We start from the raw sequence: 20,356 nt of genomic DNA on the forward strand, positions 1-20,356 counted from the left end.
ATTACTGAGTAATATCGGCCTCTATCTGTCTGAGTACTCTGATCAGCTTTTATCATGTTTATTTATGAATGTCTCAGTTCACTCACTTATAAATGCTTCACCTTCAATCATCCATTTAGCTGCAGGCTGACCTTTTAGGTAATGATCGAAGTACTGCATCATACGGACTGAAAAATCGACCTGATTTGGGAATTTTTTAAGGTGATGCGGTTCACCTTTATACTGTAAAAAAGTGGCATCTTTGCCTGCACGACGAAGTGCTAAATAATACTGTACGCCTTCGTGCCAAGGCACCGCATCATCTTTGTCTCCAAACATGATTAAAATTGGCGTATTGACCTTGTCAGCAAAAAATACGGGTGAGTTTTCAATATATAACTCTGGTGCCTCAAATAAGTTTTTACCTATGCGGCTTTGTCCTGTTTCGTATTGAAACTGGCGAGCAAGGCCTGACTTTAAGCGTATGCCACTGTATGCGCTGGTCATGTTAGATACCGGCGCGCCTGATACAACCGCTTTAAACATATCTGTTTGGGTGATCATAAATGCACTTTGGTACCCGGCCCATGAGTGACCTTGCAAGCCAATTTTGTTTGGATCGGCAATACCAAGATCTATTAACTTTTGGGTGGCGTTGATCATGGTTTGCGTTGACGATTTGCCCGGGTGACCTATTTCAAAACGAATATCAGGTAAAAAGATGGCGTAGCCATTTGATGTAAACATTGGGAAATTAGGGCGATGATTTAACTCCATTTTAGGAAAATCAAACATACGCTGGCTCATGTAACGATAAAAATAAACGACAACAGGTACTTTATCGCCTTTCTTGTAACCGTCAGGTTTTATTAAAACACCTTGCAAGTCTTCACCATCAAAGCCTTTGTAGCTAATCAGTTCAGGTTTTTCACCCCAAGCAAAATTTGCGGTTTGAGGGTTCAAATCAGTTACTTTATGTGTGGTTAAAAAGCTTAAGTCGGTTTGATAGAAATCTGGGAACTGATGATAAGTCTGTTCAGTAAATAGGTATTTATCTGCTTTCTTGGCTTTTTTAACAATATCAAAACGTTTATCACCACTGAGTACTTCAGTAATGGTCGTGTTTTCTAAATCAAGCTTTGCAATCCCTCTTTGCTTTGTTTGAAGGTTAACAGCAGTAACTAGCAGTGTTTCATCTTGTTTAAAGCCTACCTGGTTTCTATCAAGCTTAATGACGCGATACTGTGTATTGGTCTGCTTTCCATTTGTTAAGCGTTTAGCTTGATTGGTGTTTACATTAAACGCCCAAATATCATATTTGCTATAAGCAAGTACTTGGCTGCTATCGCTCATCCAGCCTGCAAAACCATAGCCTGGTTGTGTAGAAGGGTAGTCGTGTTTGTCGTCGGCAAAGGTTGCTTTTATAGCTTGTGTAACCGGAGTAACCTTATTGTTAGCTAATTCTTTTAGTTGTATTTGGCTGTCAGCAAAGTAAGCCGCAAATAAGCCATTAGGAGAAAGAGAAGGCCTAAAAGGGCTGTTAGTCACAATAGGAGTTTGCTTGCCTGTATTAATGTTTACAGCGTAGTAATCTGCAAAAAAGCCGCCATACATTATTTTTTCTAAATAGGGAGTATTTGACGAGCCCAGTAAGGAAGTATCGCGCTCTGTATTAAGAGCAACACTAGGCATTGCAGGGGTACTTAGTTGAACCACTTTTTGTGAATTTACATGATATACGGCTTCGTAGTGACGGTGCTTATTAACCGCGTTCCATTGCTGTTTTTCTCGTGGTTTTATCTCTGGGTCTTTATTATGCCAAACATCCAAGCCTTTTTGCTCGCGAATGGTATCAATGTCATAGAGTGAGGTTTCATCTACGAATTCTTTGGCTTTTACTTTCGCTGCAAGTTTTGGTCGGTTTTCAAAGTATAAGCGTTCGCCGTTTTCTGACCAGCTTAGTTTTGCGGTTTTGCCTATAGTCCACTCTTTGTTTGTAGATTCAATAGTTGAAAGTGTTTCGTTTTTCCATAATTGTAGTGAGTGGTTTCGACGGCGGGTATCTTCGTTTACATAATTACCCAATGTAAATGCTACGGTTGCTTCGATTGGGTGCCATGCTATTTTATTAGCAATAACACCGGGTTCATCAATTAGCACTTCACTTTTAAAAGATGTTAGTGTGATTAGCTTTATTTGGTTGTCGTTACCATCAGGGTAACTTTGACTTAGCAAAAGCTGATCATTGGTAGCACTTATACTGTAATTAAAAACATTATCAATAGTTTCACTTTGTTGGTTTTTTAAATTAACAATAACGAGCGAGTAAACCTTGTCTTTTTTGTCAGGTGAAATGGCGCTATTGTCTTCATCTTCACTCTCATCCTTGGTATTTTTTTCTACATTATCAGTTTTATCTGCTTTTTTATCTAAACGATACGCAAGCCATACCCCGTCGTTTGATAATGCGTAGTCTTTTACATTCTCAAAACGTTTTTGCTCACCTGTTTCTGTATTTACTAGTACTAAGTTATTTTTAAGCGTGTTTTTTTTCTTGGTGGTTTCTTTTTCGAGTAATGTGGGTACTTGTATAAATGCAGTCCAGTTGGCTGCTTTGTTTATAAACGGCTTGGTGCCGCGGTCCACTTCGCTGATTAAACTATTTGAGGTTAAAGAGTAAACCTGACCTGCAGCATTGCCGCGGTATGGCGTGGCACTTAAAGATAAAATACGTCCATCTTCAGATAGTTGTGTGCCTTTGGCTGATTTAAAGTTAAATACATCTGTAAATTCTAATGCCTCTTTTGCATTAGGCGCGGTGCTGACTAAGCCAGTAATAAGTGCGCTACTTAGGAGGGTGAGCTTTGTTTTCATTATTGAATCTCGTTTTTTAACATTATTTTATTGTAACGAGTTTGACCAATATTTCGACCAGATAGGATAGAAGGCAGGTAGTGGCGATAAGTAACAGGTATAAACGATAAAACGACCATTTGGTCGTTTTATTAAAAAAATAATTCAGTGGGTATGATTATGTTAGAGCCAAATTTTTTGCAATTCAGGCCATTGTTTTTCAAATTGCACGCTTGGCTTAGTTTTAAAGTCACTGCGCACAAATTGATTCATTTTTCCTTCAACATAGGCAAGTAAAAAGTTAGCCAGTGTAAGCTCATCGCTTTGGAAGTTTTTTCCTTCACGAAGCTTACGTTCTCTGAGTACTTGTTTAAGTTGGGTCTCTAATTTCTCAAAAAAGCTTTGAACGCGTTCACGTAAGCGCTCTTGTTCACCTTGCAGCGCATCACCGGTTAAAATACGAGTAATACCAGGGTTTTTTTCGGCAAATGTTAAAAGTAAAAGTAAAATATTATAAACACGGGTTTGGCTTTCTTTTTCGTTTTCTAAAATAAGGTTAATGCGCGATAAAAGAGTGTCTTCAATAAACTCGATTAAGCCTTCAAACATGCGCGCTTTGCTAGGGAAATGACGATACAGAGCCGCTTCAGATACACCAACCTCAGCAGCTAGTTTAGCTGTGGTGATTCGTTGACCAGGGCTTGTTTCTAACATTTGTGCGAGTGCTTGCAGTATTTGCTCTTTGCGATTACTTCTTTTTGTCGCAGGCATGAACATTCCTTTTTTATTAGTTATTCTTGGCTGGGGTTAATCATTTTTTGTTCAAATGAAAAGCATATGTTAATGTTTTATTCAGTTTGTTTCCAGCCTTTTATAGATGTTTAGCCAGCTGTTCGATCACTTTTAAAGCAATTGTACTTTTACTGCTAACGGGCAATTCTAACTGTTTATTTTGCCAATACAGAGTCAACGCGTTTTGATCAGAATTAAACCCTAAACCACTTTGCGATACATCGTTTGCGCATATCATATCTAGGTTTTTATTAACTAATTTACCTTTAGCATAACTCTCAACGTTTTGCGTTTCAGCGGCAAAACCCACAGTGTAAGGGCGGTTTTTTTCTATATTAGCAACCGCTGCAATTACATCTGGGTTTTTAACTAACGTTAGTGTTAGCTCGTCGCCTTGCTTTTTCATTTTTTGAGTTGCTACTTCGCCAGCTCTGTAATCGGCAACAGCTGCGCAGCCAATAAACGCATCCGACTGCGGTGCATATACTAGTGCTTCATTTAATAGTTGCTCTGCGCTTTCTATATTTATTAGGTTTGCACCAATAGGTGCTTTAATAGTTACAGGGCCAGAAATTAAATTAACGTTAGCACCGAGTAACAACGCGGCTTCTGCAAGTGCGTAACCCATTTTTCCAGAGCTATGGTTTGATATAAACCTAACAGGGTCAAGCGGCTCACGGGTTGGGCCTGCGGTGATCGTAATTGTTTTACCAGCTAAAATTTGAGGAGGTTGGTTTTCAACACATAACGCTACAAGCTCATGTGGTTCAAGCATACGTCCTGAGCCAACATCACCACACGCTTGCTCTCCTTTACCCGGGCCCCAAATAAGTACGTTACGCGCTTTCAAGGTGGCTAGGTTTGCTTGCGTTGCAGCATGTGCATACATTTGCTGGTTCATAGCTGGGGCTACTGCAACTTTTGCTGGGGTCGCAAGCAGTAAAGTCGTCAGTAAGTCGTCTGCAATGCCGGTCGCCATTTTGGCAATAATATTACATGTAGCAGGAGCGACTAAAATAAGATCAGCCCACTTGGCAAACTCAATGTGTCCCATCGCGGCTTCAGCGGCAGGGTCGAGCAATGAATCCGATACTATCTCGCCGCTAACGGCTTGCATTGTGAGTGGCGTAATAAAATGCTTAGCTGACTCAGTCATGACAACTTTTACTTCACAACCATGCTCTTTTAATCGTCTTACGAGCTCAGCGCATTTATAGGCTGCAATTCCACCGCTAATACCCAGTACAATTTTTTTGTTTGTTAACGTCATCATGGTTGTCTGTCAATCTTATTAAATATGGCGCCTAAAATAACAAATCTTTACTCGTTCAGCTAAGTTTTTAATTTAAAATTACAAGCTAAATTTTTATTTTGCATTACATTTATAAGACACATGAGTTATTCAAGGATGAAAAAATGCAACTAACTTCACTGCCCAATGCTCAACGCCCACGTGAAAAGCTTATCGAAAAAGGCGCTAAAGCGCTAAGTGATGCAGAGCTCCTCGCCATATTTTTACGTACCGGGTTGCCGGGGATGAACGTAATAGAGTTGGCTCAGCACTTACTGAACGAAAATAAAACATTACATAACTTGTTTAATGCCAGCATGGACGAATTTTGTTCGCAAAAAGGATTGGGAACGGCGAAGTATGTTCAATTACAAGCGGTACTTGAATTAAGTCAGCGTTATATGCAGGAGCGCTGCCAACGAGATGCCGTGTTTAACTCCCCTAATTCAGTATACGATTACCTAACCATTAAAATGCGGGGTCTACAGCAAGAGGTATTTATGGTGCTTTATCTTGATAGTCAAAACCGCTTAGTAAAAGATGAGATTCTTTTTTACGGCACAATAAATGCCGCAAGTGTGTATCCGCGGGAGGTTGTTAAAGCGGCACTTAAAAATAATGCAGCGGCTGTTATCTTTGCTCATAACCATCCAAGTGGGATTGCTGAACCAAGCCAAGCAGATAAGCTTATTACCAATAAATTGCAGCAAGCACTGCAATTAGTAGACATAAATGTGCTTGACCATATCATTGTGGGAGGTGAAACGTGTGTTTCGTTTGCCGAGCGTGGCCTTATTTGACTCTCTTTAATATAGAAATGTGCTAAAAATGAGCGGTTTAATACATTTTAGTAAATTAGTTTAATTTAAATGCAGTTTTTACTTTCCCTAAGGGCATTCGATCTTTATAATTGGCCGCTATCAAATTTACATATGAGCTGGTTGGATAGATCAGTATTTGATCTTTGCCTGTAAAAGCTGTATAAAGAGCGCCCTTCGATTTATCTAGGGCAGAAATACACGGCCTTAGATTAAATTAAGCTCGAGCGAAGTTATTGGAGATATATAGACATGTCTAAAGTATGTCAAGTTACAGGTAAGCGTCCAGCGGTTGGTAATCACCGTTCACACGCGAGAAACGCGACTAGACGTCGTTTCCTACCTAACCTACAAACACACCGTTTTTGGGTTGAAAGTGAAAAACGTTTTGTAACATTACGCACTACTACTAAAGGTATGCGTATTATCGATAAAAAAGGCATCGACGCGGTTCTTACAGAAATCCGTGCTCGCGGCGAAAAAGTTTAAGGAACTGAATCATGCGCGATAAAATCCGTTTAGTTTCAACTGCCGGTACTGGTTTTTTCTACACTACTGACAAAAACAAACGTAACATGCCTGAAAAGATGGAAATCAAAAAGTTCGATCCTAAGGCTCGTAAACACGTGATTTTCAAAGAAGCTAAAATCAAGTAATTTTAGTTTTTTAGAATTTAAAAACCCAGCTTAGGCTGGGTTTTTTGTTTTCTGGTGATAAGTTAGTAATATATTTGAACTAATACGTATGTTCATTAGCAACGATACCTAACCAGTTTTAGAGAATAAAACTGATATTGTTCGTTTAATCTTTATATAAAACAAATATATAACAAAGCTTCCTCTAGTGATTGACGAGGCTTAGTTGTCTAAAATAGCTCGTTAGCATTAAGCCTCATTAAACTAAAAATTATCTTATTCACAAAAAAAGGCCAAACAGTCAGTTTGGCCTTTGCTATCCCAAAGATTATGAAATTACTATTATGGTTGGTATTGTCCGCTAATAGTTAAACCAGAGAAGGTTCTGTAAGCATTTACACTTAAATGCCATGTACCGGCTTGTGGGTTATTAAAGGTACATGTTTCAGCATTACCATTTTTATATGGACGACAGTCATAGCTAGACGATGTTGGCTGACTACCAAACTTCACAAATAAATCAGCATCACCTGTGCCACCAGAAGTAGTCACAGTAAATGAAGACATACCTGCAGGCACATCTAGTGTGTAGTGTTTCCACTGACCAGCACTGGCACTTACGTCACTAACAGTACCACCACCTGCTTCAGGTGTACCTGAACCGCCACCAGAAGATGCACCTGTGATATTACCTACCAAACTCACACCAGAGTAAGCAGAGTAACCACGAAGCATTACATGGTATGTACCTGCCGTTGGATTATCGATAGAACATTCTTCGCTGTTGCCGCCTTTGTACGGACGACAGTCGTAGCTTGATGTAGTTGGTTGGCTGCCAGCACGAACGTATAAATCGGCATCACCTGTACCACCGCTCATTGTAAACGTCACATTGGTTGCTCCGCTTGGCACGGTCATGGTGTAAAAATCTTGTGCGTTAGCACCACCGCTTAAGCCTGTTTTAGCTTCGCCATCAACAAGTTCACTATCACCTGTTGTAGGTGGTGTTGTACCGCCACTTGCTGCGGCAACAGCAGCTGCAGCATCAACAATACCTGTACCACAGTTGTTACATGTTGCAGGGAATGAGCGAGTAGACGATTTTAAAATACTCTCAATTTCATCAGGCGTAGCATTTGGTTTTGCTTGCTTGATAAGTGCAGCAACACCCGCTACGTGCGGAGCGGCCATAGATGTACCTTGAGAGAATGAATAGCTATCGGTTGATGGAGAAGAAGATCCCGAGTTATATGTAGACAGAACACCTTCAGAATCGTTAGCAAAGCTTTGCGCACCACCGGGTGCAGCAACATCAATGTTACTACCGTAGTTTGAGTAATAAGCACGGCCACCATTTCGACCAACTGATGCTACATTAACAACACCGTTACAGTTACCTGGGTTGTAGTTTGCTGAGTTATCGTTATCGTTACCTGCTGCAATAACTACAACAGCGCCATTGTTGCGAGCTGTATTGATTGCATTTTGTGTTGTAGAACTACAAGAGCCACTTCCGCCTAAGCTCATGTTAATAACATCTGCTGGGTTAGGGTTTCCAGGGATGCCCGATACGTTACCGCCAGATGCCCAAATAATGCCGTCGGCAATATCAGACGTTAAACCACCACATTTACCAAGTACACGCACTGGAACTACTTTTGCGTCATAAGCAACACCGGCAACGCCTTCACCATTATTTGTAACGGCTGCAACAGTACCCGCAACGTGCGTACCATGCCAGCTAGACCCTTGCGCACCATTATTACCACATTCGCCGGCTGCTACTGCATCGCCCGGATCACGTGCATCGCTATCACGGCCGCCGCCATCGTTAGCAACCGATAGGTTAGAAATCATATCGTAACCTGGCAAAATATTAGCGTTTAAGTCGGCATGAGGGCGGTAACCTGTATCAAGAACAGCTACTACTACACCACTACCTGTTGCGGTGTCCCAAGCCGTTGGTAAGTTTAGACCGCCAGCTTGCTCATAGTAGTGCCACTGGTCGCCATAGCGCGGATCGTTAGGTGTAGCAAAAGGTTTTAACATTTGGTCAACTTCAATGTACTCAACGTTGCCTGAATCAACCATTTCTTGCATAAACTCTTGTGCTTCTGCTGCGCTAAGTTTTTTATCTGCTCGCATAACATGGTGGTTATTTAGTGCCATTGCGCGAATGTACTTTGCTTTAACTTTTCCTTTTTTAGAGGCAAAGTTTTTAACAAAGTTTTTTGCACGTGCTTTCATGTTTACAGGGCTTTCATCTGCAGTAGAGTAACTCAGTGCATCAACGTTGTTATTTTTATATTTAATGATGAATTGCGTTTCAAAGCCACTTTGATTTTGAAGTTTAGCTGTTGTATCTGCCACTGAAGGGCCGATTGCTTGTGCTGGGTTAGCCATGCTTGATGCAGTAGCAAGAAGCGTACTAATGGTAAGTGCTATTGCACACTTATTAAATGTTTTACTTGTTGTCATAATTTTCCCTAGATTTTTTTATTAGTTATATCGTGATGAATTGTCACAATGCAGGTACAAAGGTAAATTATGTGTTAATAAAGTTAAAATACTAAATCATTATGTCCCTATTTCATTTAGTTATAACGAGTGTTTTAAAGGGGTTTGTCATTGTTTTGTATTTGTCATATAAAATAAAAATGATATAAAGGTACTGCTTTTTAATTTGTATTTTTAATACTTTTAAAAAGTAGAAAATATATTTGTTGTGTTATTTGTAATAATGAATTCTGTACATTGCTGGCGATTAAATTTTGCTATAATCGAGCAAATTGTTAAGTGAGATAAATAGATGACCCAGGTAGATGTAATTGTAATTGGCGCGGGAGCGGCTGGATTAATGTGTGCAGCACAAGCTGGATACCGAGGCCGACGTGTTACAGTGCTAGACATGGGTAAAAAGCCGGGTCGTAAAATTTTAATTAGTGGTGGCGGGCGCTGTAATTTTACAAATGAGAATGCAGCACCGGAAAATTACTTATGCAGCAATCCACATTTTGTCAAATCATGTTTGAGCCGTTATACGCAACATGACTTTATTGAGCTGGTGGACCGCCACGGTTTGGCATACCATCATAAAACGTTAGGCCAGCTGTTTTGTGATAATAGTGCGCAAGATATTGTTAATATACTTCTTACTGAATGCGAGTGGGCAGGTGTAAATATAGCCTTGCGCAGTGAAGTGATTAATGTACAAAAAACAGAGTCGGGTTATAGCGTTACCACAGAGCAAGAGACCTTACATTGCGAGTCGTTAGTGGTTGCGTCGGGCGGGCTTACTATGCCCAAGCTTGGTGCTACACCTATTGGTTATAAAATTGCTGAGCAGTTTGGTTTAAACGTACTACCTACTATGGCCGCGCTTGTACCATTTACCCTTCACCAACACGACAAAGAGCGCTTTGAAGGGTTATCAGGCGTTAGCATACCGTGCGAAGTAACAAGTGAAGACGGCACCACATTTAAAGAAAATATATTATTTACGCACCGTGGTTTATCTGGCCCCGCTATATTACAAATAAGTTCATTTTGGCGTGCAGGGCAGGCTGTTACTATTAATCTACTTCCAGAGCTTGATTTAAAACAGCGGCTTGCAGACTGGCGAGAAACGCAACCTCAAAAATCACTAAAAAATAGCCTAACGACAATATTGCCAAAACGGTTCATTGAAATATTACATGAAAGCAATGCAATACCTGATTGCAATATTAATCAGCTTACCCATAGTCAAATTGAAGACCTTGCTAACTACATTCATGCGTGGCAAATAAAACCCAACGGAACCGAAGGTTATAGAACTGCAGAAGTAACCCTGGGTGGTGTAAATACTGACGAACTAAGCTCTAAAACGTTTGAAGCCAAAAAATCACAAGGCTTGTACTTTATAGGGGAAGTAACGGATGTAACCGGTTGGCTTGGAGGGTATAACTTTCAGTACGCTTGGAGCTGTGGATTTGCAGCCGGGCAATACGCGTAGTTATTTTATCCATTGTTAAATAGAGTGCACTCATATTACACTTAAAGCTTATGTGGCTAATATGAGTGTTCTAATGCTGAAGCATGTTTTAATTGTTTTTTTGCTTTTTTATGTAAGCATGGGTGCAAAAGCCTCTGAAAACTTAAGTGATCATGAAGTGTTTTGTATGAAAACAGACCAAGATTGCTTAACCTACATTCAATCTCGCCTTTTAAATGCACAAAAGAACTCCTCTAATTGGTATAAATTGAAAACTTACGAGTTTGACTATTATTTTGATTATCAAAAATTCGATAACCTTCATAGCGCATTAAGCCCCTTTGTTGACCAAGAAGAATTACCAGGGGCATTTAAAATACAAGTTTATTTTTATTATGCTAAATCGCTTAATTACTTAGGTGATAAGCAACAAGCGAAAGCCTATGCGGCAAAAGCATTTGCTCAACTTGATGAAATTTATAATGTATTTGGTGATCCTTTAAGGCTTGTTGAGCTGGCTAATTTACAGCACATATTTGGTGATAAAAAAAAGGCACTAAGGGTGTTGCTTGATGCTGAAAAGCGTTATGCAAAAAGTAGTGATGCTATTTTTCACTTTGAGCTGCACATCAATAAAGGGCACATTTATTACAATTGGCAGCAGTACCCTCAAGCGATAGAAAGTAATTTAAAAGCCTACAACGCTATAAAAAGAACAAAACATCATGCTAAAACTGTAATTGCGCTAGGTAACTTAGCTTTTTCATATTTTAAGCATAATGATTTTAATAACGCAGTAAAATATTATAAAACTGCGTTCGACTACATCGAACCGGATAGCATTTACCAAGCAACCTATAGTTTACGTTTAGCGCAATCGTATTGGGAGTTGGGTAACAAAACACAAGCGGCTTTGTGGTTAAATAAAATAGATAGAACTAAAGTGGAATTCTCAAAAAGCCATGCAAAAGTTTATGATGAAATAAAAAGTAAAATCTAATGCTAGTTTGCTCTTTAAATTTAAAAACAAAAAAGCCGATAATGCATATTCAATATCGGCTTTTTAGTGTTATTTATTAAAGCTATTAGGCTTTAGCAAAGGCATCTTGTAGTGGAGGTACTACTTGCTTTTTACGGCTTAATACACCATCTAACCATACTTTATCATTTTCTGGTTTTACGCCGTAAGCCTGCTCAACTAAGTTTGCATCGTCAGATACAATTAGCATTTGTGAGCCTTCTTTCATAATATCGGTAAGCAGCAAAAATACTGAGTGACGATTACCTTCGGCTTTAAGCTTTGCAATATCAGCTTCAAGGTCAGCTTTAATATCGTCAAACACAGCAAGGTCGATTACTTCTAGTTGGCCAATACCTACTAGGTTACCGTTCATGTTGAAATCTTTAAAGTCACGCATAACTAAGTCACGTGCAGGTGTATCTTCTACTGCAGACTTAACGCGGAACATATCCATGCCTAGTTCTTTAAAGTCTTCAACACCCGCAATTTCAGCAAGTGCTTCAACACATTTAATATCGGCAGTGGTACATGTAGGTGATTTAAATATTACGGTGTCGCTTAAAATTGCACACATCATAATACCTGCGATGTTTTTAGGGATTTCTACGCTGTAAAAATCGTACATCATTTTAATAATGGTATTTGAGCAGCCAACAGGACGGATCCAACATTCAAGCGGAGTAGATGATGTTAAGTCACCTAATTTATGGTGATCTACCACGCCAACAACGCGGGCTTGGTCGATATCATCAGGTGCTTGTGTTTTTTCTGTGTGATCGACAATATACACATCTTCGCCCGCGTAGCTTAATTTAAGCTCAGGTGCTTCGAAGCCAAATTTATCAAGGATAAATTGAGTTTCTGGTGAAACTTCACCAAGACGAGTTGGTATTGCCGGCTCATCAATTTGGTTTTTTAAATAAGCCAGTGCAATTGCACCACAAATAGAATCTGAATCTGGGATTTTATGGCCCACTACATACATAGACATTGACGGAACTCCTTTAAATTTGCCGATATTCTAACAAAGTCTGCGCCCTTTAACATATAGACAGTGCAATTAAGTTTTAGTTACACTTTAAAATATTGAATTTACTAGGTGTATAAATATGCGACTGGGCCGTAAGGGGTGGAATAACGTTATAATCTTCTCGATGCTGATTATGATTTTCTTTTTAAATGGTTGGCATAAGCAGTTTTTAAGTGGTGAACAAGAGCCCACATTGCAAGCGGTGTTACCTACACAAAGCTTTGTTTTAACCCTTAGTTTTGTTGATCAAAAAATTGAGCGTATTGGTACTAGTTGGCGTACAACTGCAATAAAGAAAGATGTGCCTGTTTTTTGGCAACCATCAGAGCAACAACTACAAGAACTTGTTAATATTTGGCAAGGAATACAGTTGCCAGTGGTTAATGAGTCTGTGGTTTTTAACCCAAATGCGCCTTTGTTTGTTGCCACATTTGAATTAGCTGGAGAAAGTTTGCCTTGGGTATATTTACTTTACAAAGGAAATAATCAGTATTATTTACTCGAAAAAAGTACTCAGCGCGTATTTGCACTTGATCTAACTATAGCTACACAGTTGTTTCCTAGTTTTGATTTTTCACAAAGTGGGTCTAATTAATGCCTGAATTACCAGAGGTAGAAGTGAGCCGAATGGGCATTACTCCTCATATAAAAAACCAAGTTGTAACCAAGGTTAATATTTATAATGCGAGTATGCGCTGGCCAGTACCTGACGATGTTTACCAGCTAGAGGGGTTAACTGTTACCAATATTGAGCGCCGTGCAAAATATTTATTGCTGCATTGTGAGCTTGGTAGCACTATTTTACATTTAGGTATGTCAGGTAACCTAAGGGTTGTAGATAAGAGTGAGCCTTTAAAAAAGCACGACCATGTTGAATTTGTATTTGCTAATGATAAAGCGCTGCGCTTAAACGATCCTCGCCGCTTTGGGTGTTGCTTATGGCAAGAGCCAGGTGAGGTGCATAAGTTACTCTCAAAGCTTGGCCCAGAGCCCTTAACGGATAACTTTTTCGCAAAGCGCGTGTACGAGCAGTCACGCAATAAAAAAGTACCTGTAAAACAGTTTATTATGGATAACGCTGTGGTAGTAGGGGTTGGGAATATTTACGCTAACGAGTCATTGTTTAAAGCTGGGATTCATCCAAAGCGTGAAGCGGGGAAGGTGTCACTTAAGCGCTATCAAGCACTTATCCCTATAATAAAAGACACGCTTGCTGCCGCTATAACTCAAGGTGGTACCACGCTTAAAGATTTTGCACAAAGTGATGGTAAGCCAGGTTATTTTGCTCAAGAGCTATTGGTATATGGGCGAAAAGGAAAGCCCTGTTTAACGTGTGATAATGAGCTGGAAGAAATAAGGCTGGGTCAGCGTAGTACTGTTTTTTGTTCACATTGCCAAAAGTAACTACCTTTACTTTCTAATGCTATAAAGAAAACCCCGTTAACACATGGTGCTAACGGGGTTTTTAGTATATGCAAAGCGTTTTAAACTTTAAACTCGTCTACCGATAAACGCAGCTCTTCGGCTAGTTTTGCTACTTCAGAGCTTGAGATATTAGTTTGGCTTGCGCCTTCAGCTGTTTGTTCTGCAATAGCAACAATAGACTCTAAACGTTCACTAATTTCTTCAGCCACTTGTTGTTGTTCAAGTGCTGCTGTAGATATTTCTTCACTCACGTCATGGGCCTGTGATACCGCAAAGGTGATTGAGTCAAGCGCTGTACTTGCTAAGTCAGTTTGCTCTACACACGATACTGCGCGTTGCTTACCTTTGGTCATTGCTGTTACAGCCGCTTCTGCGCCCGTTTGTAGCGATTCAATCATTGATTGGATCTCTTGGGTTGACTCTTGAGTTTTACTTGCCAATGAGCGTACTTCGTCTGCTACAACGGCAAAGCCACGGCCGTATTCACCTGCACGGGCGGCTTCGATTGCGGCGTTAAGCGCGAGTAAGTTAGTTTGATCTGCAATGCCACGAATAACATCAAGTATGCTGCCAATCGATGCGCTATCTTGGTGAAGCTTATTAATAACTTGAGAGGCATCATCAACCTCGCGAGCTAATTGCTCAATAGTTGATTTGTTATTGTTGGAAATACCTTTAACGCGTTCCGCTTCTTTATCTGCGTTTTTAATTTCGCTTAATGCTTGCTGTGCACTATTGCTTACTGTTTGCGATGTGCTGCTCATTTCAGTCGTTGCTGTTGCTGCCTGCTGCACTTGTGCTTGCTGGTTACTAATAGCTTGGCTTGATTCTGCAGTAATGGCTGAGGTTTCTTCTGATGCAGCTGCTAATTGAGTCGAGCGAGAAATAATACCTTTAATTAAGCTGCGTAAACTGTCTATTAAGGTATTACAGCTTTTAGATAGCTCGCCAAATTCGTCTTTAGCGCTGTCATCTAAGCGTTGAGTCATATCGCCACTGGCTACAATGTCTAAAATTCGGTTTACTTCGGCAAGTGGTTTTGTAATACGGCTTACGGTTATATATGCAATGGCGATGGCAAGTAAAGTTGCGATAACCATACCAACCCATGTCCATAAATTTGCTGAGTCTACGTCATTACGAACGCCTTTTTGAAGCTCAAAGGCAACATTACTTGCTTGCGAAACTAACTCGTCAATTTGATTAAGTGCTATTTTTGTTGCGGCTTCTGAGTCGGCTAGCTCTTTTTCAGTGAGCGCAATTGAATCAATTAAACGTTTTTTATTCGCGGCTAAACTGTTATTACCTTTTACGTTACTCTCAAGTGCTTCAACATGCTCTTTGAGGTCATTAAACAAGTCGCTATGGCTTTGCTCAATAGCCGGTTTAATTAGAGCAACAGTGCGTGTTACTTCTTCAAGATAGTAGGTTTGCTCGCTTTTAACGATATCTAATGTGGTTAACGTTTTTACTGTTAACATGTCGGTACTGTTGGTAACCACCGACATAAAGTTATTTTCCAAGTTATTCGCAGCTTGGAAAGCACGAGGGTGGTCTTGTTCAAAACCATCTATATCAATTATGTCTAAAACTACTGAGTTAGCATCTTCTGCGCTAAGCTCAATGGCTTCAATTTGTGCAGTGAGTGTTTTATTTAATGCCAGTTGTTTATTTTTATCTTCGAGTAAGTTTTCAACAATACTTAAAAAGTTTTCATAGGTTTGCTCAACACTTTGACTACTTTTACTTAGTTCAGGGTCGTTTTTAACAACGCTCTGAAGCTGTGCATGGAGTTCGTTGAATGATTTTTTTTGTTCGAATACTCTTTTTTTAATGGGTTCAAGCTCACTTGCCGATGAAGTATAAAAACTTGCTTGTGCTGCCTTACTCATTAATATGAATTCAGCTTGTAGCTCTGAACTTTTGTTTAATGCCGGTAATGATAGCTGGTTCACCTGTTGAGTAGAACGGTCTATATTCGCTATTTTAATTAACGAATTGCCGCCAATAATTAAAAGTAATAGCGTGATAAATATAAAACCACCCCAAATACGTTGGCTCACTGTTAGATTCATATGGATTTCCACTCAAAGATACTTTAATTAAAACTTATCGGCTTTTATTCGGATAAGTTAAGTAATTAAAATCAATTACTTTAATTAATTTTAACTATTAGTTTATAAATCTAACAGATGTATTGGAATTTTTCAGGTTATTTAGGTAAAAAGAGTCATTTTTCTATAAATAGATTTTTTGTTTTAAGTTCCATTAACGTCATCCCGTTACCCCATACACAGCCTGTGTCTAAAGCATGAACATGGTTAACCCCTGTTTTACCCTCAAGTGATGCCCAGTGACCAAAAACAAGCTCATCCTTAAGTGTGAGAATGTTCTTGTGCATAAACCAAGGTGTTAACATTTTGCTATCTGCTATTGCACCTTTTGCATTAAGGTCTAGCTTATGGTCATGGGTTAAAAAGCGCATGCGGGTAAAGTAGTTAACTATATATCTAAACTTTTCGTAGTCATTGAGTGTTGTTGACCACTTTTTAGGATGGGGAGAGTACATATGCTTAAAAAAGTTTTTTGCATTCTTTGATTGATAGCAATCTTGAGCAAATTTTGCGTGTTGCAATGCATCTTCAATTGACCAATCAGGGTTTAAGCCTGCATGAGAGATAAAGCAATTATGTGTTTTTAAATATAAAGCGAGTGGTTGGGTTTGTAAAAAAGAGATATAACGCTTGAGTAAGCTGCTTTTAAAAATAGGGGCTAATTTATCTTTTGGGTTAGTCGGCTTATTTAAAAAATAACAAGCAATCATGTGCAAATCATGATTACCCAGTGTGATGGTCATGCTGTCTTGATGTTGATAGATGAAATCAAGGCAGGCAAGTGAGTCAGGGCCACGGGCAACAATATCACCCACTAAATATAGGTGATCTTTACTTGGGTTAAAATCAACCCTTTGTAACAAGGTGCTGAACTCTTTGAAGCACCCTTGTAAATCACCTATTGCATAATCGGCCATGTAGCGTTTTTACTAATGCAAAATATTAGGGCAAGCTAAACGAAACACATTGATAGGCGCTTCAAACTCTGCACCAAACTCGTTGCGTAGCGTGTAGTGGCCTTGCATTGTACCAACAGGTGTATCTAGGATAGCACCACTGGTGTATTTGTAACTCTCACCTGGGCCAATTGTGGGGGTTTCGCCAACAACGCCTTCGCCTTCAACTTCAACTTCTTTGCCGTTTGCGTCTGTAATTAACCAATAACGATGCAATAACTTAGCACTACATAAACTATGATTTTTTATTGTTACAGAGTAGGCAAATACGTATTTTTCTATTTCCGGCTGTGATTGACCTTCAACATAAAATGTCTCTACAGACACCTTTACAGGTGATCCAATATTACTGCTCTTTGTCATAAATCCAGTTAGCTATATCAATAAATTGTTGTAAAGATAAACTTTCAGCACGTAATGTAGCGTCAACACCTATGCTTGCCATTTCTTCGGCTGTAAGTAAGTTGCCAAGGCTGTTTCGTAATGTTTTACGGCGTTGATTAAACGCTTCTAAACATACCGTGTTAAGTATTTTTACGCTTTTAGCTGTTCGTTGTTCTGGCTTTTTAGGAATTAAGCGAATAACTGCAGAGTCAACTTTAGGAGCGGGCTTAAAACATTCTGGCGGCACTTCAATTACAGGCATTGCATTACAGTAGTACTGCGTCATCACGCTTAAACGACCAAATGTTTTACTGCCAGGACCTGCAACCATGCGCTTTACAACTTCTTTTTGAAGCATAAAGTGCATGTGCTCAATGTTATCGGCAAACTCAAAAAGATGAAATAACAATGGCGTGGAGATGTTGTAAGGTAAATTACCAAACACTTTTAACTTTTTGTCGTCTTTAACTAAGCTTGCAAAGTCGTACTTCATTGCATCGCCTTGGTTTACCGTTAATTTTGGCCCTAAAAATGGGTGTTCAATTAAGCGTTTTGCAAGGTCTTTATCTAGCTCTACAACTGTTAGGTGTCCGCTAAGTTCAGCCACAGGTTCGGTGATCGCACCTAAGCCTGGGCCTATTTCTACTAAATTATCTTCTGGTTTAGGATCGATTGCTGAAACTATTTTATCGATGATCATTTCATCAAATAGAAAGTTTTGTCCAAAACGTTTTCGGGCGCGGTGTCCTAAGTGTACTTTATCGGTCATTGATTCTGTGCTTTTTCATGGGCGAGCTTGATTGCTTCGCGGATCGCTAATTCAAAACTTCCAACATCGGCGGTACCTGTACCAGCTAAATCTAGCGCTGTACCGTGGTCAACTGAAGTGCGAATAAAAGGTAAACCCAGCGTGATATTTACCGATTTACCAAATCCTTTGTATTTTAGCACAGGTAAACCCTGATCGTGATACATAGCAAGTACGGCATCGGCTTCTGAAAGGTATTTATCTTGAAATAATGTATCGGCAGGTAGTGGGCCAATTAAATTCATACCCTGGCTTCTTAAAATATCAAGGGTAGGGGTAATTGTGTCTATTTCTTCACGGCCTAAGTGACCATCTTCACCAGCGTGCGGATTTAACCCACAGACTAATATACGCGGCTTTTCAATACCAAACTTAGTCCGTAAGTCGTGATCTAAAATAGTGGCAACCTTGGTAAGGCGGTCTTCGGTGATTGCACGCGATACATAAGCCAGCGGGATATGTGTTGTCACAAGTGCAACACGAAGTCCTTCAGTGGCTAATAACATGACAACATCTGCGGTGTTTGATTGTTGTGCAAAATATTCTGTGTGGCCACTGAACGAAATACCGGCTTTATTAATAATGCCTTTGTGAACAGGACCTGTAACTACAGCGTCAAACGTGCCATCCATGTTTTTTTCGCTTGCGATACGCAAGGTGTCTAACACATATTGGCCATTAGCATCGTTAAGTACACCTAGCTCTACATCATCACCTAAATTGACTTGATAAATATACACGCTGCCTGCGGGTGTTGCTTTAGCGGGGGCGCTTTCATCAAACTCAATGAGGTTTATAGGTAAACCTAAAAGTTTTGCTCGTTCTTTTAATAGTTTGGCATCAGCAAGCACAACAAGTTGTGCGTCCCACGCTTGCTGAGCAAGCGTAATAAGCAAATCTGGACCAATACCGGCAGGTTCACCTGGTGTAATTGCTATTCTTAAGGTCATATTTATTCGTCTGTAGGGAAAATTTCAACATGGGCTTGTTCGCGCATTTCTTGCTGCCAGTTGAAGCTTTCTTCTTTAAATTTACGGTTAAATAGCATGCCATGTGCGCGGTTACGTTTTGCTAACTCAGTTTTATCAGCAACACGTTTGTCGAGTAGCTGTACTATATGCCAACCAAACTGGGTTCTAAAAGGCTCGCTAATCTCGTTTTGTTTGAGCGATAGTAATGTATCTCTAAACGCAGGAACATAGGTAGTTGGATCAGTCCAATCATATTCGCCGCCTTTAAGTGCAGAGCCTGGATCTTCAGAGTATTCTTTGGCGAGCTCGCCAAAATCAGCGTTGCCAGCACGTAAGTCTTTAGCAAAACCAGCAAGCATATTACGTGCTTTTTCTTCGCTTAGAATAATTGAAGGTTCAATAAGTATGTGGCGTGAGCGCACTTCTGTTGTTTCAACTACTTGTAGGCCACGCACATCTTGAACTTTAATAATATGAAAGCCAGCACCTGAGCGAAGTGGGCCTACGATAGCATCTTTCTTTTTACTCTTTACAGCTTCAGCGAAAAGAGAAGGCATCTCATTTATACCCATCCAACCTAATTGACCGCCTTCAAGTGCTTTTGAGCCGCTTGATGATGAAATTGCAATGCGTTTAAATTCTTGGCCGTCGTTAAGTAATTCAATAACTTTATCAGCACGGGTTTTAGCCGCTGATATTTCATCTGCTGTTGCTTCGTTAGGAATATCGATCAGGATGTGGCCAATATCATACTCTTCCGCACTTTGACCTTGGCTAGCCATTATTTTTAATAAATTATCGACTTCTTGCTCACTAATATAAATGCGGCGGTCAACGTTTGCGCGGGTAACTTGTTGTGTTGTGATCTCTTTACGTATTTCTTCACGGTATGCTTGAAAGCTATCGCCAGATGCTTCAACCGTACGTCGTAAATCGCTAATTGTACCACCTTGCTCTTTTGCTATGTTAGCAAGCGTTTGATCTAATTGGCTGTCAGAAATTTGTAAACCCATGCGCTCAGCCATTTGCATCATTAGTGCTTGGCTAACTAAACGCTCCATGGCTTGCACACGTAAAGTTTCGTCTTTAGGTAATTGTTGACCTTGTTCTTGGGCTTGCTTTTTTACACGATCAACAATGGAGTTTACTTCGCTTTGTAAAATAACACCTTGGTTTACAATGCCAACAACTTTGTCAATTTCTACTGGTTCAGCAAATGCATTTTGGCACAGGCTGATACTTAAAACGGTTGATACTAATAATTTTTTTAAAGTCATGTTCTATTTACTACTCTTGCTAATAGTAC

Annotated in this window: 18 protein-coding genes; 7 read left to right on the forward strand and 11 right to left on the reverse strand. The window is 39.8% G+C overall.

Annotated features, from left to right (window positions below):
• Positions 1-78: 78 nt before the first annotated feature.
• From RF53_RS13865 to coaBC, 3 genes are all read right to left on the reverse strand, one after another.
• Entirely contained in the window at positions 79-2,853 is a 2,775-nt protein-coding gene (locus RF53_RS13865; protein WP_039038023.1) for a S9 family peptidase, read from the reverse strand.
• Between the two features lie 162 nt (positions 2,854-3,015).
• Positions 3,016-3,603, reverse strand: a complete 588-nt coding sequence (slmA, locus tag RF53_RS13870; protein WP_006794533.1) for a nucleoid occlusion factor SlmA — start codon at positions 3,601-3,603, stop codon at positions 3,016-3,018.
• 100 nt (positions 3,604-3,703) lie between these two features.
• Complete coding sequence (coaBC, locus tag RF53_RS13875) at positions 3,704-4,897, reverse strand: bifunctional phosphopantothenoylcysteine decarboxylase/phosphopantothenate--cysteine ligase CoaBC (RefSeq protein WP_010556610.1); 1,194 nt, start codon at positions 4,895-4,897, stop codon at positions 3,704-3,706.
• 143 nt (positions 4,898-5,040) lie between these two features.
• Here coaBC and radC point away from each other — a divergent pair, with 143 nt between their 5' ends.
• From radC to rpmG, 3 genes are all read left to right on the forward strand, one after another.
• On the forward strand, positions 5,041-5,715 hold the full coding sequence (gene radC / locus RF53_RS13880; protein WP_039038024.1) for a RadC family protein: 675 nt from the start codon (positions 5,041-5,043) through the stop codon (positions 5,713-5,715).
• Between the two features lie 270 nt (positions 5,716-5,985).
• Positions 5,986-6,222: a 50S ribosomal protein L28 gene (gene rpmB / locus RF53_RS13885; RefSeq protein WP_006793236.1), complete on the forward strand. Its 237-nt coding sequence runs from the start codon at positions 5,986-5,988 to the stop codon at positions 6,220-6,222.
• An 11-nt stretch (positions 6,223-6,233) separates the two neighbouring features.
• The gene (rpmG, locus tag RF53_RS13890) at positions 6,234-6,389 is read left to right on the forward strand and encodes a 50S ribosomal protein L33 (protein WP_004587947.1); all 156 of its coding nucleotides are present in this window, start codon (positions 6,234-6,236) and stop codon (positions 6,387-6,389) included.
• Positions 6,390-6,710: 321 nt separating this feature from the next.
• Here rpmG and RF53_RS13895 read toward each other — a convergent pair whose 3' ends face one another.
• Positions 6,711-8,846: a S8 family peptidase gene (locus RF53_RS13895; protein ID WP_039038025.1), complete on the reverse strand. Its 2,136-nt coding sequence runs from the start codon at positions 8,844-8,846 to the stop codon at positions 6,711-6,713.
• A gap of 331 nt (positions 8,847-9,177) precedes the next feature.
• On the opposite strand from RF53_RS13895, the gene RF53_RS13900 reads away from it, so the two are divergent.
• The gene (locus RF53_RS13900) at positions 9,178-10,362 is read left to right on the forward strand and encodes an NAD(P)/FAD-dependent oxidoreductase (protein ID WP_006793234.1); all 1,185 of its coding nucleotides are present in this window, start codon (positions 9,178-9,180) and stop codon (positions 10,360-10,362) included.
• A 73-nt stretch (positions 10,363-10,435) separates the two neighbouring features.
• Positions 10,436-11,341: a tetratricopeptide repeat protein gene (locus tag RF53_RS13905; protein WP_039038026.1), complete on the forward strand. Its 906-nt coding sequence runs from the start codon at positions 10,436-10,438 to the stop codon at positions 11,339-11,341.
• 85 nt (positions 11,342-11,426) lie between these two features.
• Here RF53_RS13905 and RF53_RS13910 read toward each other — a convergent pair whose 3' ends face one another.
• Complete coding sequence (locus tag RF53_RS13910) at positions 11,427-12,353, reverse strand: manganese-dependent inorganic pyrophosphatase (protein WP_039038027.1); 927 nt, start codon at positions 12,351-12,353, stop codon at positions 11,427-11,429.
• Between the two features lie 118 nt (positions 12,354-12,471).
• Between RF53_RS13910 and RF53_RS13915 the strand changes: the two genes are divergently transcribed.
• The gene (locus RF53_RS13915; protein ID WP_033019392.1) at positions 12,472-12,987 is read left to right on the forward strand and encodes a hypothetical protein; all 516 of its coding nucleotides are present in this window, start codon (positions 12,472-12,474) and stop codon (positions 12,985-12,987) included.
• Positions 12,987-13,796 (forward strand): bifunctional DNA-formamidopyrimidine glycosylase/DNA-(apurinic or apyrimidinic site) lyase, encoded by an 810-nt coding sequence (mutM, locus tag RF53_RS13920; RefSeq protein ID WP_006793230.1) that lies wholly within the window; start codon positions 12,987-12,989, stop codon positions 13,794-13,796. The genes RF53_RS13915 and mutM overlap by 1 nt, the downstream gene beginning before the upstream one ends.
• 80 nt (positions 13,797-13,876) lie before the next feature.
• On the opposite strand, the gene RF53_RS13925 is transcribed toward mutM, so the two are convergent.
• From RF53_RS13925 to surA, 6 genes are all read right to left on the reverse strand, one after another.
• On the reverse strand, positions 13,877-15,892 hold the full coding sequence (locus RF53_RS13925; protein WP_010556604.1) for a methyl-accepting chemotaxis protein: 2,016 nt from the start codon (positions 15,890-15,892) through the stop codon (positions 13,877-13,879).
• A gap of 155 nt (positions 15,893-16,047) precedes the next feature.
• Complete coding sequence (locus RF53_RS13930) at positions 16,048-16,848, reverse strand: symmetrical bis(5'-nucleosyl)-tetraphosphatase (RefSeq protein ID WP_039038028.1); 801 nt, start codon at positions 16,846-16,848, stop codon at positions 16,048-16,050.
• A 12-nt stretch (positions 16,849-16,860) separates the two neighbouring features.
• A complete protein-coding gene (gene apaG, locus RF53_RS13935; protein WP_006793227.1) occupies positions 16,861-17,250 on the reverse strand; it encodes a Co2+/Mg2+ efflux protein ApaG in 390 nt (129 codons plus the stop codon).
• Positions 17,234-18,040 carry a 16S rRNA (adenine(1518)-N(6)/adenine(1519)-N(6))-dimethyltransferase RsmA gene (gene rsmA, locus RF53_RS13940; RefSeq protein ID WP_006793226.1) on the reverse strand — a complete coding sequence of 269 codons (807 nt, stop codon included), beginning with the start codon at positions 18,038-18,040 and terminating at the stop codon, positions 17,234-17,236. The genes apaG and rsmA overlap by 17 nt, the downstream gene beginning before the upstream one ends.
• Entirely contained in the window at positions 18,037-19,029 is a 993-nt protein-coding gene (gene pdxA, locus RF53_RS13945; RefSeq protein ID WP_008131824.1) for a 4-hydroxythreonine-4-phosphate dehydrogenase PdxA, read from the reverse strand. Before pdxA ends, rsmA begins: the two co-directional genes overlap by 4 nt.
• Positions 19,030-19,031: 2 nt before the next feature.
• Positions 19,032-20,327 (reverse strand): peptidylprolyl isomerase SurA, encoded by a 1,296-nt coding sequence (gene surA, locus RF53_RS13950; protein WP_008131826.1) that lies wholly within the window; start codon positions 20,325-20,327, stop codon positions 19,032-19,034.
• Between the last annotated feature and the right edge of the window lie 29 nt (positions 20,328-20,356).

Origin of the sequence: Pseudoalteromonas sp. ECSMB14103, assembly GCF_000813065.1 — a bacterium.
In the GTDB taxonomy this organism is placed as follows: domain Bacteria; phylum Pseudomonadota; class Gammaproteobacteria; order Enterobacterales; family Alteromonadaceae; genus Pseudoalteromonas; species Pseudoalteromonas marina.